This is a genomic window from Actinomycetospora sp. (genome assembly GCF_055612215.1).
This window is the reverse complement of sequence record NZ_JBVPVA010000379.1, coordinates 1-15,798: the sequence shown is the minus strand read 5'-3', so window position 1 is coordinate 15,798 and position 15,798 is coordinate 1. Positions and strand designations below refer to the sequence as shown.

Here is a 15,798-nt window from a genome sequence, read left to right as displayed (position 1 = left end):
ACCGGGCCCGTCGTCCGTCGGTGCGGGTCAGGCGATCAGCGGGAGCGCCTGACCGGTACGGCCGGCGCGACGCATCGCGCGGCGGTCCTCCTCGGAGGTCCCGCCCCAGACGCCGGCCTCCTGGCCGGTGTCGAGCGCCCACCGCAGGCAGGCCGAGCGGATCGGGCAGGTGCCGCAGATGAACTTCGCAGCGGTCGCCTGCTCGGCCCCGGGGCCCTCGGTGCCGACGGGGAAGAAGAGTTCGGGGTCGTGGTCGCGGCATGCCGCGAGCTCCCAGTCCATGGGTCCTGCGTCCTTTCCTCACTCGTGTGTCCTGGTGGGCGGCCGGGTCCGGCGCCCGTGGCGTGCGGGGTCGTGCTCCCGTCGTCGGCGCGCGCACGCTCGCGCGCCCCGGCGTCCGTGACGCCGTGACGGATCGGTCGTCGTGGGTGGTGCCTCGTGTCGGACCTCGACGTCGATGCCCGACCGGGGGCTGGCGTGACCCCGGGGCCCAGACGTCGAACCGTGCGCTCCGGTTCCCCGTTCGGGTGGTCTCCCACCCGGGCGGAGCATCCGGCACCTGGTCAGCGCAGCATGGCGCCAACCGGCTCACCAGAATAGCCCGAGATCGCCCGGACCAAACGGCCTCTGATCACTTTGGCCGTTCGAGTGAACAGTGATCCTGCTCACAGATCGAAGTAGCCCTCGGTGACCGTCGTGCTCCCATCACCGTACGTGCATCCAACGCGCACGGCAGGCACACTGACCGGTGACGCCCATGACACCGGGCGGGGGAGCGGGGTGCGCGATGCGAGTGCTCGTGCTGGCCCTGCGCGACATCGTGGTCGGGGCGATCTGCGCGGGCGCGATCGTCGCCTTCGTCCTCCACTACCCGATCATCGGGGCGATCCTGGGCGTCATCGGGATCTGGCAGGTGGTCCGCACCATGCGGGGGCGCGCCAGCCTCATCGGGATCGACCAGCGCTGGGCCGACCGGGAGGGCCGGCCGAACATCAGCGGGTGATGCGCGGCGGCCGGGCGCGCCCGGGAGGATGGGCCGGTGCGCAGCGCCGTCATCGGGTCGACCGGATACCTCGGGACCCGGCTCGTCCCCCGCCTGCTCGCCCGGGGCGACCAGGTCACCGTGCTCGTCCGGTCGCCGGAGAAGCTCGCGCGGTCCGCGTGGGCGGACCGTGTCGACGTCGTGCCCGGCGAGCTCGGCGGCGACCCGGCGGCGCTCGCCCACCTCGTCGAGGGGGCCGACGCCGTCGTCCACCTCGTCCACGCGCTCGACCACGCCGACTTCCCCGAGCGCGACCGGGCCGGCGCCCACGCCGTCGCGGAGGCCGCGGCGGCCGCCGGGGTGGGCCGGATCGTGTACCTCGGGGGTCTGCGCCCGCCGGGCGGGGACGCCTCGCGCCACCTCGCCTCCCGGGCCGAGGTGGCCGACATCTTCCTCGCCTCGCCGGTGCCGACGGTGGCGCTCGAGGCGTCCATCGTCGTGGGCTCCGGGTCGGCGAGCTTCGAGATGATCCGCTACCTCGCCGAGCGGGTGCCCGTGCTGCCGGCGATCCCGTGGCTGCACCACCGCACCCAGCCGATCGCCGTCGACGACGTCCTGCACTACCTCGTCGCGGCCACGGTCCTGCCCCCGGAGGTGGATCGGGCCTTCGACGTGGGTGGACCCGACGTGCTGTCCTACCTCGACCTCGTCCAGCGCTACGCCCGGCTCGCGGGCCTGCCCCAGCGGATCGCGGTGCCGCTGCCCGTGCCGGTCCCGCCCGGGGGCCCGACGGTGGCGGCGGCGGCCATGGAACTGCTCTCGCCGCTGCCCCGCACGCTGGTGGAGCCCCTGGTCGAGTCGCTGCGCCACGAGCTGGTGTGCGGGCCGTCGCTCGCGGAGGCCGTGGCCGCGATGGGGCCCCCGCCCGGGGGCCCCACCACCTACGACTCCGCGGTGCGCGCCGCGCTGGGCCGCCGCCGCGACGGGGCCGACCCCGCCGAGTGGGAGCCGTCGCCGCGGCCCTCGTCGTCCGACGGGGACGGCGCCGGGCCCTCGTCCGACGACGGGTCCGAGCGGCCGGCGGCGCTGGCGCTCGCCACCGACCCGGTCGGCTCCGGCGGGGCGACGTGGCGCTGGCGGACTCGGGCCGACGCGCGGGCGTCCGCCCGGACGGTGTGGAGCGTGCTGCAGCGCCTCGGCGGCGACACCGGGTGGTACACGCCGCCCGGGGTGTTCGGGGCGCTCGGGTGGGCCGACCAGCTCCTCGGCGGGGTCGGCGCCTACCGGGGCCGCCCACACGGGCGGGACCTCGTGGTGGGCGACGTGATCGACGCCTGGCGGGTGGAGGCGCTCGAGCCGGAGCGGCTGCTGCGCCTGCGGGCCGACCTGCGCGTGCCCGGACGGCTGTGGCTGCAGTTCACCGTGGTGCCGCAGGGGCAGGGCTCACGGCTGGACGTCGAGCTCGGGTTCGCGCCCTCGGGGCTCGCCGGCGTCGCGTACGGGGCGGCGCTGCGCGTCGGCGCCCCGCTGGTGTTCCCGTGGATGGTGCGGGGGATCGTGGGTGCCGCCGGCTCGTAGGTGCCTTCGGCTCGTGAGCACTATCCCGTGTCATACGGCGGAGTACTGCTCACGAGCGCGGAGCGCCCCTCGCGGCCGCGTCCAGCGCCACCGCCCGCGTCCCGCCGCCGGTGTGACCGCCCGCCTCGGCGAACACCCGCCGCTGGCGCGCCGCCCCGGTGTCGCCGGCGAGCACCCGCGCGCACCCGGCCCGCACCCGCCGCGCGTCCGCGCCGAGGGCGTCGGCCACGTGGTCCAGCAGGCCGTGCACCACCGCGCCGGCCTCGGCCGGTCGGCCGGTGCGCGGGTCCACGAGCACCCCGGCCTCGGCGTCGGCGCCCGGCACGCACCCCGACCGCGCCGCCCGCCAGTGCGCCAGGCGCAGCACCTCCACCGACGTCGTCGCCGGCGGCTCCCCGGCCGCCCACGCGCGCGCCGCGGTCTCGACGAGGGCCCGCGCGAGCAGCGCGACGACGACGGCCTCCTCGACCTCGCCCGCGACGTCGGCCACGCGGACCTCGACCGTCGGGTAGGAGGCGGCGAGCCGGGCGTCGAAGTAGACCATCCCCTCGTCGAGGACGGTGCCGCTCGCGACCATGTCGGCCACGGCCGCGTCGTAGGTCTGCGGGTCGCCGAACAGTGGCGTCGGCCCCGCGCTGGGCCACCGCGCCCACACCAGGGAGCGGTAGCTGGCGTGCCCGGTGTCGTGTCCGCGCCAGAACGGCGAGTTGGCCGAGATCGCCCGCAGCACCGGCAGCCACGGACCGATGCGGTCCAGCACGCCGACGCCCTCCTCGCGGGAGGCGATCTCGACGTGCACGTGCTGGCCGTTGGTCAGCTGCTCCGAGGCGATCGGGCCGAAGCGCTCCAGGATGCGGCCGTAGCGCCCGGGCGGCGGGGCGAGCGGGTCCGGGGCGACGGGGGACGTGGCGAGGCCCGCCACGGCGGCCCCCTGCGACGCCGCGGCGTCCGCGGCGGCCCGACGGCGGGCGAGGAGGTCGGTCGCGAGCGCGTCGGGGTCATCGTGCGGGGTGCTGCCGGTCTCGACCTGCTCGGCGCGCATCTCCCCGTCGAGCTCCTCGCCCGCGTCGCGGACGTCGGCGGACAGGCCGAGGGGGCGCCCGTCGTCGGGGTCGACGAGCAGGAGCTCCTCCTCGACGCCGAGGCGACGCGCATCCTTCTCCACGAGGAGGGATCATCGTCGGGTGGCCGCGCGTGAGCAGGACCGGGGTGCCAACGGCGACGGCTGGGTGCGCTGCGCCCAGGGCCACCGGCACTGGGGACGGTTCGGCGCGGCGGGGCTGCTCGTGCTCGCCGGGGGACGGGTGCTGCTCGCCCACCGCGCCGTCTGGAGCCACCACGGCGGCACCTGGGGCATCCCCGGCGGGGCACGCGACGGTGCCGAGTCCGCCCGGACCGCGGCCCTGCGCGAGGCGACCGAGGAGACCGGGCTCGACACCGGGGCACTCGTCGTGACCGCCGAGACCGTCGACGACCACGGCGGCTGGTCCTACACGACGGTGCACGCGACACTGGCCGGCGACCCGCCGCCGCTGCACCCCACCGACGCCGAGTCCACCGAGCTCGCGTGGGTGCCGGCGGCGGACGTGGACGCCCTCGACCTGCACCCCGGGTTCGCCGGGTTCTGGCACTCCCCGGACGCCCCGACGCACTGAAGGACGTGCGCGGAGGACCTACCGTGGAGCGCATGGCCGAGAATTTCCCCCACCGCCCCGCCAGCCCGGACCCGGGTGACTTCCTCGCCGTCGACGCCGAGCTGTCCGCCGAGGAGCGCGACATCCGGGACACGGTGCGCGACTACGCCGCCGCCGAGCTCGCCCCGCGGATCAGCGACTGGTACGAGTCGAACACCCTGCCCCGCGACATCGCCAAGGGTCTGGGCGCCCTGGGCCTGCTCGGGATGCACCTCGAGGGCTACGGCTGCGCCGGCACCAACGCCACCTCCTACGGGCTGGCCTGCCGCGAGCTGGAGGCCGTCGACTCCGGACTGCGGTCGTTCGTGTCCGTGCAGGGCTCGCTCGCGATGTTCGCGATCCACCGCTGGGGCTCCGAGGAGCACAAGCAGCAGTGGCTGCCGCGCATGGCGACCGGCGACGCACTGGGGTGCTTCGGGCTGACCGAGTCCGACGCCGGGTCCGACCCCGGTTCGATGCGGACCCGGGCCCGCCGCGACGGGGACGACTGGGTGCTCGACGGCACCAAGATGTGGATCACCAACGGCACGCTGGCCGACGTCGCCGTCGTGTGGGCCCAGACCGACCCCGACGCCGGGTCGAAGGGCATCCGGGGCTTCGTCGTCCCGACCGACACCCCGGGCTTCAGCGCCCACGAGGTCAAGCACAAGCTCTCGCTGCGCGCCTCGCTGACCGCCGAGCTGGTGCTCGAGGGCGTCCGGGTGCCGGGCGACGCGGTCTTCCCCGACGTCGCCGGCCTCAAGGGCCCGCTGTCGTGCCTCAACGAGGCCCGCTACGGGATCCTGTGGGGCGCCGTCGGGGCCGCGCGCTCCTGCTTCGAGGCGGCGCTGGCCTACGCCATGGACCGCGAGCAGTTCGGCGGGCCCATCGCGGGGTTCCAGCTCACGCAGCGCAAGCTCGCCGAGATGGTCGTCGCGGTGAACCAGGCGAACCTGACCGCGGCCCGCATCGGCCGGCTCAAGGACGCGCACGAGCTGCACCCCGCCCAGGTCAGCTTCGGCAAGATGGCGAACGTCCGGTCCGCCCTCGACGTCGCCCGGACCGCGCGCACGGTGCTCGGCGGCAACGGGATCACCCTCGAGTACCCGGTCTTCCGGCACATGACGAACCTGGAGACGGTGCTGACCTACGAGGGCACCGAGGAGATGCACACGCTCTCGATCGGGCAGGCGCTGACGGGGCTGGCCGCCTTCCGGTGAGCGCTCAGGCGGGCGGGGCGGTGACCACCCGGTCGCGCCCCGCGCGCTTGGCCTCGTAGAGCGCGCCGTCGGCGGCCCCGACGAGCTCGTCGACGGTGCCCGCCGCCGTGGGGCTGGCCACGCACCCGACCGATGCCGTGAGCCCGCGGATGTGCGACGGGCCGCCGACGCCGGGCACCGTCACGTCGATGGCCCGGATGCGGAGCCGCAGCCGGTCGGCGGTGCGGGCCGCCGCCGCGGTGTCCACCCCGGAGAGCAGGACGACGAACTCCTCGCCGCCGAAGCGCCCCACCGCGTCGTAGGCCCGGACCTCGGCGGCCAGCGTCGCGGCCACCGCCCGGAGGACCTCGTCGCCGGCGAGGTGGCCGTGGGCGTCGTTGACGGCCTTGAAGTTGTCGAGGTCGACCATGAGCACGGCGAGGCCGGAGCCGATCCGGCGGGCCCGGGCGAGCTCCTTCGCGGCGATCTCGGCCCACGCGGCGCCGTTGGCCAGGCCGGTCTTCGGGTCGGTGCGGGCGGCCTGCCGGAACTGGTCCACGAGGACGCCGCGGTGCAGCATGATCACCGGCACCAGCAGGATGGGCACCAGCCACGGCGAGGCCGCCGCGAGGACCGCCAGCGCCGCGCCGAGGGCGAGCGCGCCGAGCCCGAGCAGGGTGTCCGAGGGGCTCGCCAGGTGACGTCGGACGGTGGGGGACGACGAGAGCAGCAGGATGATCCCGACGACGAGGCCGTGGTTGACCGTCCAGCGCGCCACGGCCGCGCCGGCGATGAGCAGCAGGCCCCTGGGCCCGGCGGCGGAGGTGAGCAGCGCGGCCCGGTCGAAGTCCACGAGCACCAGGGCGGCCGCGCCGGTGCCGAGCACGACGGTCGCCCACGAGAAGATCCAGCGGTGCGGCGGCGGATGCTGCTCGTTGCGGATCCACCAGTAGGCGAAGGTGACCGTGACGAGCACCAGCGCCGGCCCGAGGTGCATGAGCAGCAGGCCCGCGAAGGTCCACATCGACTTGAGGTCGATGAACGGGCGGTCGGTGCGTGAGATCCGGACGCGCTCGATGTGGCGGGCGGCCTCGGCGTGCACCGCCGCGCCGAGGAAGAGCAGCCCGCCGACGACCCAGTCGTGCGCGGAGGCCGGCCGCCACACGAAGCCGAGGACGATCACGGCCAGGGCGAGGGCGTCGACGACGAGGACGTAGGCCAGCGCCCGGGGCCGCAGGGACCACAGGTCCCATCGGGTGGGGACGAGCACCGACAGCGACGAAGCCGTGGTCCGATCGCGCGGCGTGACCACCCCGGTCTCCTGACCGGGGGGCCGCGGGCGGGGAGCGGTCACGTTCTGCTGCCTCCGAAGCTGCGTGCGGCCGCTGGCGATGGTCTCGGGTCGCCTCCCGCGGAGCCCCCGCACCCGCCGTTCGCGCCCTCGTGCTCGTGACCCAACGGTACCGCCCGAGGCCCCGACGAGGGCGTCTGGATCACCCTTTCGTGGCTTCTCACCTGGATGGTTGACGCCCGGTCGTCGTCTGGTGACCGAGGGCCACAGTTGCCATGGTGGAGTCGTCCGACCGCAGAGCGTGACCGGGGCTACTCGTCGCTACGACGGCCCGGCGCTCACCCGGCGTGACGACCGTACCCGGAAGGGGACCTCGTGCGGCGCGTGGCATCGCCATGCCCGGACACGGGGCGCGACCACGAAGGAGCATTCCCATGCACACCACCTCCGACTCGCACTGGGTCCGCGGCGACTCGCACTGGGTCCGGTCCGCCGTCCTGTCGCTCGGCGACGACTCCCACTGGGTGCGCGACGCCCACTGGCGCGACGCGCACTGGCGCTGACCGGCGCTCCTCGACGCACGGGGCACCCCCGGACGTCCGCTCACGCGGCGTCGGGGGTGCCCGTCGTCGTGCCCGGGGTCCCGGGCGGTCCCGGGTCGCGCCGGGAGCCGGGTCCGTCGGCGCCCTCGGTCGACCGGGCACGCCCCCGCCGGGCCCGCCGCCACGCGCCCGCCGCGACCAGTGCCGTCGCGGCACCGACGACCCCGCTGACCGCCACCGCGAGCGGCGGTGAGGTCTGCTGGGCGAGGACCCCGGACAGCAGCACGCCGAGGCCCTGGGTGACCCGCAGCGCCGTCACCGCGAGACCGAACGCCTGGCCGCGGTGCGCGTCGGTCACGGCGGCCACGAACGCGGCGTTCGCCGGGACCTGGTAGGCGCAGCAGAGCCCGGAGAGCACCCACAGCCCGATGACGGCCGCCAGCGGGGGGTCGAGCGCCGAGCCGATCAACGGCAGGCACGAGCCGACGGCGAGCGGGCCGAGCAGCCGGCCCCGCGCCTCCGGGGCGACGAGCCGGGTGAGGGCCACGATGCCGACCGCGGCCCCCAGCGGGTTCGCGGCGAGCAGGAACCCCACCGACGCGGGCCCGGTGCCGAGGTGGGCCGCGTAGGGCGCCGCCAGCCCCTCGACGGTGACCACGAACGCGGACACGCAGGCCAGCGCGATCAGGGAGCGCAGCCGGGCGTCGCCGCCGACGACCCGGGCGCCCTGCCCGATCCGGGCGAACGCCTCCCGCGTCCCGACCAGGACGCCCCGAAGCCCCGGACCCGTCGTCGGGACCCCCTCCGCCCGGTGCTCGGGCAGGCCCAGGCGCAGCACCAGCGCCGACACCACGAACGTCGCGGCGTCCAGGGCGAGGGCGGGGGAGACCCCGAGCAGGGTGACCAGCGGGCCGCCGAGGGCGAAGCCGAGGACCTGCGCGGACTGGTAGGTCGTCCCCATCAGGGCGGCGCCGGCGACGTAGCGGTCGCCGTCGAGCAGGTGCGGCAGGATCGCCGACCGCGCGGCGAGGAAGGGCGAGGCGAGCATCTGCACGGCGACCAGCAGCACGCACAGCGCCGCCAGCGGCATGCCGGGGACGGCCATCGCGGCGACGAGGGCCGCACGCGCCACGTCGGCCACGACCATCGTGGCGCGCCGGGGGAAGCGGTCGGCCAGCCCGGAGAGCAGCGGGCCGGCGACGAGGTCGGGAAGGAAGGTGAGCGCGTAGGTCAGTGCGGTGAGGGCGGCCGAGGCGGTGCGGTCGAACACCAGCACGGTCAGCGCCACCCGGGCGACCTGGTCACCGAGGATCGAGAGCAGTTGCCCGACCCACAGCCGCCGGAACGCCGCGACGGCGAGGGTGTCGCGGAAGGTCGCCGGGCGCCCGTCGTCGGGACCGTCGCGCTCCGTCATCGACACGTGACGGTAGGCGCTCGCGCGGCGCTGGTCGACGGGTCGCGGCGACGCGACACGCCGGACACGCGGATCACTGGCGCAACAGGGGCCTCGGCGGGCACACTGCTGCGCGACCGCGGACGTGGGTACGCACATCGTCGGCCACGGGCGACTCGAGGACGTTGGGGAAGACGCTTCTCGTCTCGACCGGAGGTCAGCAGTGAGCACCCGTGGCGTGGTCTACGTCCACTCGTCGCCGCCTGCGGTCAATCCGCACGTCGAGTGGGCCATCTCGGGCGTCCTCGACGCCCGTGTCGTTCTGGACTGGACCGCGCAGGACGCGGCTCCGGGCCAGCTGAGGGCCGAGTGCTCGTGGACCGGCCCGGTCGGCACCGCCGCACGTCTGGCGAGCGCCCTGCGCGCCTGGGGCATGCTGCGATTCGAGGTCACCGAGGAGCCCAGCCCCGGCACCGACGGGGAGCGTTTCAGCCACGTCCCGGGCCTGGGCCTGTGGCACGGGCGCACGAGCGCGAACGGCGACGTCGTCCTCGGCGAGGACCAGGTGCGCTCGGCCATGGCCGCCGCGCGCCGCGACGGGCGCGACGTCCTGCACCACGCCCTCGACGAGCTCCTCGGCCGTCGCTGGGACGACGCCCTCGAGCCGTACCGCTACGCGGGCGAGGGCGCGGCCGTCGGCTGGCTGCACCAGGTCGGCTGAGCGGTGGGTCGGCCCGCGCCACCGCGGCGCGGACTGGCACAGTGATCCGCATGCTCCTCACGTCGATCCGCCCGCCGGGGTGACGGGGGCACGGAGCGGGCGGTCGGCGGCGCTCACCCGGCCCGCCGTCACGGTGCCGGTCGCCCTGGTCGTGCTGCTCGTCGTGCTCGGCGCCGTCGCCTCCGTGCTCGCGGGTCGGGCCGCCGGGATGGCACGCGACGCCCTCGGCGACACCGGGCCGGCCCTGGCCGGGGTCGTCCTGCCCGAGGACGGGTCGGCCGGGCCGCCGACCGTCGTGCTCACGCCCTCGGCCACCGCCTCACCACGCGCCCCCGAGATCCGCGACCTCGTGCAGCGCCAGATCGACGCCCGCAACGCCGGGGACTACGGGGCCTGGGTCGCGACGTCGTCGGCGACCTCCTCGGCCTCGGTGTCCTCGGCGCAGTTCGCCGACCGGAACCGCACGGTGAAGATCGGGTCGGTGATCCTGCGGCGCATCGACCCGGTCGGTGACGACGAGTACGTCGTGCCCATGGGCATGATCACCACGCAGGACCCCGCCGCGGCGCCGCCGGACGTCCCGGTGGCGCGGTTGTGCTGGCAGGTGTCGGCGACCGTGGTGACCGAGCGGGGCGCGTTGCGTCTCGCCGATCCGATGGCGGGCAGTTCGTTGCGGACGCCCTGTTAGGTGCGCTTCGCGCTCGTGAGCACTTTCCCGTGCCATAGGGCGGAATAGTGCTCACGGGCACGAAGTGCACCTGGTCATCTCCCCGGTCCAGCCGAGCTGGCGGAGGCGGGTCGCGACGAGGCGCGCGACGGCGCACGGCGTCTCGTTGACCTCCTCGTAGCCGAAGGTGAGGCGCCCCCGGTTCTCGAGCTCGGCGGCGTTGTCCCGGGCGCGGTCCACACGGGCCGTCCGGCGGTTGGCGTGGGTGCGCCACCCGTCGAGGCGCACCGTCAGCACGCCGAACTCCACGTGGTACTCGATGTCCTCCGCCCGGCGATGGCCCTCGACGACCCTCGGGGCCTGCCGGTTGCCGACGGGCAGCCCGTGGGCACGCTCGACGTCGTTCGCGTACGCGGCTTCCAGCACCGACTCGACACCCTCGACCAGGAGCTTGGCCGCGGCCAGGAGCGCTCTTCGGTAGCGCCGGGGCCGTCGGACCGTGAGGGCCTCCTCGATGCGCTCCCCGGGCACCTTCGCCTGCGTGGCTCCCGCCGTCAGGACCCGCATGCCGTCCCGGGCGGTCGGCGCAGCCACGGCCAGGTCGATGAGGGTCTGCGCGCGGTTGGTCACGGGCGGGTCGGAGTTCTTCTGCACGATGTACGGGAACGCCCGGCTGCGGTGCACCACGATGCCGGCGCACCCCCGCGCCGAGGAGCCGTACTCCACGGTCACGTGGATCGGGCCCTCCTCGCAGCCGCCCGGCAGACCCAGGACGGCCGCCGCCGTCTCGTGGCTGAGCACGGCCGCCCCACGGATGAAGAGCAGCGCCGCGCGACGCCACATCGCCGGTGTCGGTTCACCGGTCGTGACGGCGAAGACGCCGCGGAACATCGGTAGCCACCGATGGGCAGCGAAGTTCGCCTCGATCACCTCGTCCGTCATCCCCTGCGCGAGGGCCTGCGCGCGCGTCGCCACGCCGTCCTGCTCGCGGATCTGCCGCCACCACTCCTCCGGGTCTCCCACGGGGGTTGGACGCAGCAGAGAGGCATTCGGCTCCCGGTGGCTCCGCTCTGTGAGCACTAATCCGTGTCATAGGGCGGATTAGTGCTCACGAGCGCGAAGCGCACCTAGAGGGGGATGTTCCCGTGGTGCCCCCGCCCGGCCGGCGCCCCGGCGAGCGCCTCCACCAGGCGGGCCCGCGAGTGCGCCGGGTCGATGACCTCGTCGACCACCCCGAGGTCCAGGGCCCGCTTGACCCCGCCCGCGGTGCGCTCGTGCTCCTCGGCCAGCCGGGTGTGCAGGGCCTCGCGCTCCTCCTCGGGGGCGGCGGCGAGCTGCTTGCGGTTGAGGATCCCGACGGCGGCCTTGGCGCCCATGACGGCGACCTCGGCGTCGGGCCACGCGAACACCGCCGTGGCCCCGAGCGAGCGGGAGTTCATCGCGATGTAGGCCCCGCCGAACGACTTGCGGGTCACCAGGGTCACCCGCGGCACGGTGGCCTCGGCGAACGCGTGCAGCAGCTTCGCGCCGCGCCGCACGACGCCGTCCCACTCCTGCCCGACGCCGGGCAGGTAGCCGGGCACGTCGACCACCACGACCATGGGGATGCCGAACGCGTCGCAGAGCCGCACGAAGCGGGCCGCCTTCTCCGCTGACGGCGAGTCCAGGCACCCCCCGAGGCGCAGCGGGTTGTTCGCGATCACGCCGACCGCGCGTCCCCCGAGCCGGCCGAAGCCGGTGACGATGTTCGGTGCGTACCGCGGCTGCAGCTCCTCGAACGGCGACTCGCCCTCCGGCGCCGGGTCGAGCAGCTCACTCAGCAGCGGGTGCACGTCGTAGGCCCGCTTCTTCGCCTCGGGCAGCAGCGCGCGCAGGTCCGACGCGCGGGTCTCGCGCACGTCGAACGATCCCGGGCGCGCGAACAGCTCGGTGAGCCGCCGGGCCCGCGCGAGCGCGTCGGCCTCCGAGTCGGCCACCACGTGGACGACCCCGGAACGCCGGCCGTGCGCGTCCTGGCCGCCGAGTCCCTCGGCGTCGACGGTCTCGCCGGTCACCGAGCGCACGACGTCCGGGCCGGTGACGAACACCCGGCCCTGCGGCGCCATGATCACGAGGTCGGTCAGCGCCGGGCCGTACGCCGCCCCGCCGGCGGCCGGGCCGAGCACCACGCTGATCTGCGGCACGCGCCCCGAGGCGCGCACCATCGCGGCGAACACCTGCCCGACGGCGTCGAGGGCCTCCACACCCTCGGCGAGCCGCGCGCCCCCGGAGTGCCACAGCCCGATCACCGGGCAACGGAGCCGCAGCGCGGTGTCGATCGCCTCGACGATGTGGCGGCACCCCTCGGCGCCCATCGCCCCGCCCATCACCGACCCGTCGGTGACGTAGACGACCACACGGGAGCCGTTGATGCGCCCGTGCGCGGCCATCGCTCCCGACGAGTCCGGCGGGCGCAACGGGGAGAAGGTCCCCTCGTCGACCAGCGCCGCGCCCCGGACGTAGGGCGAGCGCGGGTCCAGCTCCTGCGTGGCGGGCAGCGACGACGTCGCGGACGGGGTCGAGGTGGGACTGGACGAGGGACGGGCCTCGAGGGCGGTCATGCGGTCTCCTCTCCGGACCGCCGCCCGCCGGTCGGGCGGGCAGCGGTGGGCAGGGCGGGCGGTGCGGTACGGGTCGGCGGACCACACCGTCCGTGGGCCGGGTCGTCGGGCGCCGGGGAACCGGTCGCGCGCGACGCCCCCGGGTCAGGCAGGGGTGACGGCGAGCGCGACGTTGTGCCCTCCGAAGCCGAAGGAGTCGTTCACGGCGGCGTCGAGACTGACCTTGCGGGCCTCGCCGGAGACGACGTCGAGCTCGACGTCCTCGTCGAGGTCGGTGAGGTTCGCGGTGGGCGGCACGAGGCCCTCGCGCACGGCGAGGATCGTCGCGATCGCCTCCACGGCGCCCGCGGCGCCGAGCAGGTGGCCGAGCGAGCCCTTGGGCGCGGTGAGCACCGGGTGGTCTCCGATGGCCTTGCGCACGGCGACGGTCTCGGCGACGTCACCGACCGGGGTCGACGTCGCGTGGCAGTTCACGTGTCCGACGTCGGCGGGGTCGAGTCCCGCGGTCCGCAGCGCGGCCGCGATGGCCCGCGACTGTCCGTTGCCCTCGGGGTCGGGCGCGGTGATGTGGTAGGCGTCCGCGCTGGTCCCGATGCCGGCGATGCGCCCGTGGACGGTCGCGCCGCGGGCGGTCGCGAACTCCTCGCGTTCCATCACGACGATGCCCGCGCCCTCGCCGAGCACGAAGCCGTTGCGCTTCGTGTCGAAGGGGCGCGACGCCTGTGCCGGGTCGTCCCAGTCGTGCGCCATGGTCCGCGCCTGGATGAAGCCCGCCAGGGTGATCGGCGCGATGCAGGCCTCGGCGCCGCCGGCGACGACGACGTCGACCTCGTTCGCCTGCAGCATCCGCCAGCCCCAGGCGATGGCCTCGGCGCCGGACGCGCAGGCCGAGACCGGCGCGTGGATGCCGGCGGCGGCACCGAGCTCGAGCCCGACGTGGGCCGCGGGGCCGTTCGGCATGAGCATCGGGATCGTCAGGACCGCGACCTTGCGCAGGCCCTGCTGCTCGAGCAGGTCGTCCTGGTTCAGCAGGGTCGTCGCCCCGCCGATGCCGGTGCCGATGACGACGGCGAGGCGCAGACCGTCGACCTTCGACGAGCCGTCCTTGGTGGCGGGGTAGTCGCCGAGGTCGGCGTGCTCCCAGGCCTGCCGGGCCGCGATGATCGCGACCTGCTCGGACCGGTCGAGCCGGCGCAGCTCGACCCGCTTGAGGATCTCGGCGGGCTCGACGGCGAGCTGCGAGGCGAAGTCGACGGGGAGCTCGAAGCGGGCGTACTCCTCGGAGAGCGGTCGGGTCCCGCTGGCGCCGGCCAGGAGACCGTCCCAGGTGGTCGACACGTCTCCGCCGAGCGGGGTCGTCGCGCCCATCCCGGTGACGACGACCCCCTGGCCGGCGGCGCTCACGAGTGCGAGGAGATGTAGTCGACGGCGTCGGACACCGTGGTGAGCTTCGCGAGCTCGTCGTCGGGGATCTTGACCCCGAACTTGTCCTCGGCCTGGACCGCGATCTCCACCATCGACAGCGAGTCGATGTCGAGGTCGTCGACGAACGACTTCTCGGAGGTCACCTCCGAGGCGTCGACGCCGGCCACCTCCTCGACGATGCTCGCGAGGTCGGGGAGGATCTCTTCCTTGGAAGCCACGTGGCTCCTTTCTCCTGGGGACTGGTTGAGGCGTAGACGCTAGGGCAGGACGACGACCTGGCCGCCGTACGACAGGCCGGCGCCGAAGCCGACGATGAGGGCCACGTCGCCGGAGCGCACCCGGCCCGCGCCGCGCATGTGGTCGATCGCCATCGGGATGGACGCCGAGGACGTGTTGCCGGAGTGGACGATGTCGTCGGCGACGACGAGGTCGTCCCGCGCGCCCTGCGAGCGCAGCTTCTTCGCGATGGCCTCGACGATGCGCAGGTTGGCCTGGTGGGGGACCAGCACGTCGACGTCGGCCGGGGTCAGGCCCGCCTTGTCCAGGGCCTCCATCGCGATCGGCGCGATCTTCGTGGTGGCCCAGCGGAACACCGCCTGACCCTCCTGGCGCAGGTAGTTCTTCTCGTCGATGCCGATCGTCGAGACGAGGTCGCCCGCGGCGCCCCACGCGACCGGGCCGACCCCGACGTCCTCGGGGGTCTCGGCCGGGCCGAGCACGGCGGCCCCGGCACCGTCGGCGAAGATGATGCAGACCGAGCGGTCGTCCATGTCGAGCCAGTCGGAGAGCTTCTCCGAGCCGACGACGAGCACGTGGCGCGCGGTCCCGGATCGGATCATGTCGGCCGCGACGCCGGTGCCGTAGCAGAACCCGGCGCAGGCGGCGTTGAGGTCCATGGCGCCGATGCCGTTCACCCCGATGCGGTCCGCCATCTGCGCGGCGGCGTTGGGGATCGGGTTGGGCATGGTGCAGGTCGCGACGATGACGGTGTCGATGTCGGCCGGGGTGAGCCCGGCGTCCTCGACGGCGAGCGCGCCCGCGTCGGCGGCCATGTCGACCAGCAGCGTCTTCTCGTCCGCGATGCGCCGGCTGCGGATACCGACCCGGTCGCGGATCCACTGGTCGTTGGTGTCGATCCGCCGCGCGAGGTCGTCGTTGGTGACGACGGTGTCGGGCTGGACGGAGCCGAGCCCCAGCAGCCGGGCACCCGCGGCGGCGGGGGCCAGGCGCAAGCTGCTCACGCGTACTCCTTGATCATGTTCTCGGCCTTCTCCACGTCGTCCGGGGCCTTGAGGGCCAGGGTGGCAGTACCCTTCAACTCGCGCTTGACGAGGCCGACGAGCGCGCCGGCCGGAGGCAGCTCGACGGCGGCGGTGACGCTCAGCTCCCGCAGCGTCGCCAGGCACGCGTCCCAGCGCACGGGCCGCGTCACCTGCGCGACCAGGCGCGCGAGCACCTCGGCGCCGTCGGTGACGACCGTGCCGTCGGCGTTGGACAGCAGCGGGCGCGTCGGGTCGGCGGGGGTGATCGTGGCAGCGTGGGCGCGCAGCGCCTCCTCGGCGGGGGCCATGAAGCGGGTGTGGAAGGCTCCCGCGACCGCCAGCGGCATGACGCGCGCCTTCTCCGGCCGGTGCTCGGCCAGCTCGGCGAGCGCGGGCAGCGGGCCGGCCGCCACCACCTGACCCGCCCCGTTGCGGTTCGCGGGGGCCAGGCCCAGCCGGTCGATC

General features: G+C 75.0%; 17 protein-coding genes. 7 read left to right on the top strand and 10 right to left on the bottom strand.

Going from position 1 to position 15,798, the window contains the following annotated elements:
- Positions 1-27: 27 nt before the first annotated feature.
- The gene (locus AC0CYZ_RS10800) at positions 28-282 is read right to left on the bottom strand and encodes a WhiB family transcriptional regulator (protein ID WP_472215098.1); all 255 of its coding nucleotides are present in this window, start codon (positions 280-282) and stop codon (positions 28-30) included.
- Between the two features lie 505 nt (positions 283-787).
- Between AC0CYZ_RS10800 and AC0CYZ_RS10795 the strand changes: the two genes are divergently transcribed.
- Together AC0CYZ_RS10795 and AC0CYZ_RS10790 are read left to right on the top strand one after the other, a co-directional pair.
- Entirely contained in the window at positions 788-1,003 is a 216-nt protein-coding gene (locus AC0CYZ_RS10795) for a hypothetical protein (protein WP_472215096.1), read from the top strand.
- Between the two features lie 36 nt (positions 1,004-1,039).
- Positions 1,040-2,560 carry a DUF2867 domain-containing protein gene (locus AC0CYZ_RS10790; RefSeq protein WP_472215094.1) on the top strand — a complete coding sequence of 507 codons (1,521 nt, stop codon included), beginning with the start codon at positions 1,040-1,042 and terminating at the stop codon, positions 2,558-2,560.
- A 49-nt stretch (positions 2,561-2,609) separates the two neighbouring features.
- On the opposite strand, the gene AC0CYZ_RS10785 is transcribed toward AC0CYZ_RS10790, so the two are convergent.
- On the bottom strand, positions 2,610-3,725 hold the full coding sequence (locus AC0CYZ_RS10785; RefSeq protein WP_472215091.1) for a carboxylate-amine ligase: 1,116 nt from the start codon (positions 3,723-3,725) through the stop codon (positions 2,610-2,612).
- Between the two features lie 19 nt (positions 3,726-3,744).
- On the opposite strand from AC0CYZ_RS10785, the gene AC0CYZ_RS10780 reads away from it, so the two are divergent.
- Together AC0CYZ_RS10780 and AC0CYZ_RS10775 are read left to right on the top strand one after the other, a co-directional pair.
- Positions 3,745-4,215: an NUDIX hydrolase gene (locus AC0CYZ_RS10780; protein WP_472215089.1), complete on the top strand. Its 471-nt coding sequence runs from the start codon at positions 3,745-3,747 to the stop codon at positions 4,213-4,215.
- 32 nt (positions 4,216-4,247) lie between these two features.
- Positions 4,248-5,453 carry an acyl-CoA dehydrogenase family protein gene (locus tag AC0CYZ_RS10775; RefSeq protein WP_472215087.1) on the top strand — a complete coding sequence of 402 codons (1,206 nt, stop codon included), beginning with the start codon at positions 4,248-4,250 and terminating at the stop codon, positions 5,451-5,453.
- A 4-nt stretch (positions 5,454-5,457) separates the two neighbouring features.
- On the opposite strand, the gene AC0CYZ_RS10770 is transcribed toward AC0CYZ_RS10775, so the two are convergent.
- Positions 5,458-6,744, bottom strand: a complete 1,287-nt coding sequence (locus tag AC0CYZ_RS10770) for a GGDEF domain-containing protein (protein WP_472215085.1) — start codon at positions 6,742-6,744, stop codon at positions 5,458-5,460.
- A 413-nt stretch (positions 6,745-7,157) separates the two neighbouring features.
- Between AC0CYZ_RS10770 and AC0CYZ_RS10765 the strand changes: the two genes are divergently transcribed.
- Positions 7,158-7,286 carry a hypothetical protein gene (locus AC0CYZ_RS10765; protein ID WP_472215083.1) on the top strand — a complete coding sequence of 43 codons (129 nt, stop codon included), beginning with the start codon at positions 7,158-7,160 and terminating at the stop codon, positions 7,284-7,286.
- 40 nt (positions 7,287-7,326) lie between these two features.
- Here the strand turns inward: AC0CYZ_RS10765 and AC0CYZ_RS10760 are convergent, their stop codons facing one another.
- A complete protein-coding gene (locus AC0CYZ_RS10760) occupies positions 7,327-8,679 on the bottom strand; it encodes an MFS transporter (RefSeq protein WP_472215081.1) in 1,353 nt (450 codons plus the stop codon).
- A 202-nt stretch (positions 8,680-8,881) separates the two neighbouring features.
- On the opposite strand from AC0CYZ_RS10760, the gene AC0CYZ_RS10755 reads away from it, so the two are divergent.
- Entirely contained in the window at positions 8,882-9,379 is a 498-nt protein-coding gene (locus tag AC0CYZ_RS10755; RefSeq protein ID WP_472215079.1) for a DUF3145 domain-containing protein, read from the top strand.
- Positions 9,380-9,458: 79 nt separating this feature from the next.
- Entirely contained in the window at positions 9,459-10,067 is a 609-nt protein-coding gene (locus AC0CYZ_RS10750) for a hypothetical protein (protein WP_472215077.1), read from the top strand.
- 51 nt (positions 10,068-10,118) lie between these two features.
- Here AC0CYZ_RS10750 and AC0CYZ_RS10745 read toward each other — a convergent pair whose 3' ends face one another.
- From AC0CYZ_RS10745 to AC0CYZ_RS10720, 6 genes are all read right to left on the bottom strand, one after another.
- Positions 10,119-11,069: a hypothetical protein gene (locus AC0CYZ_RS10745; protein ID WP_472215075.1), complete on the bottom strand. Its 951-nt coding sequence runs from the start codon at positions 11,067-11,069 to the stop codon at positions 10,119-10,121.
- A gap of 104 nt (positions 11,070-11,173) precedes the next feature.
- Positions 11,174-12,646 carry an acyl-CoA carboxylase subunit beta gene (locus AC0CYZ_RS10740; protein WP_472215072.1) on the bottom strand — a complete coding sequence of 491 codons (1,473 nt, stop codon included), beginning with the start codon at positions 12,644-12,646 and terminating at the stop codon, positions 11,174-11,176.
- Between the two features lie 144 nt (positions 12,647-12,790).
- Positions 12,791-14,050: a beta-ketoacyl-[acyl-carrier-protein] synthase family protein gene (locus AC0CYZ_RS10735; RefSeq protein WP_472215069.1), complete on the bottom strand. Its 1,260-nt coding sequence runs from the start codon at positions 14,048-14,050 to the stop codon at positions 12,791-12,793.
- A complete protein-coding gene (locus AC0CYZ_RS10730; protein ID WP_472215067.1) occupies positions 14,047-14,289 on the bottom strand; it encodes an acyl carrier protein in 243 nt (80 codons plus the stop codon). The genes AC0CYZ_RS10735 and AC0CYZ_RS10730 overlap by 4 nt, the downstream gene beginning before the upstream one ends.
- Before the next feature lie 39 nt (positions 14,290-14,328).
- Positions 14,329-15,312, bottom strand: a complete 984-nt coding sequence (locus tag AC0CYZ_RS10725; protein WP_472215065.1) for a beta-ketoacyl-ACP synthase III — start codon at positions 15,310-15,312, stop codon at positions 14,329-14,331.
- The coding region (locus tag AC0CYZ_RS10720; RefSeq protein WP_472215063.1) for an ACP S-malonyltransferase at positions 15,309-15,798 on the bottom strand (490 nt) is incomplete at its 5' end. The genes AC0CYZ_RS10725 and AC0CYZ_RS10720, both read right to left, overlap by 4 nt.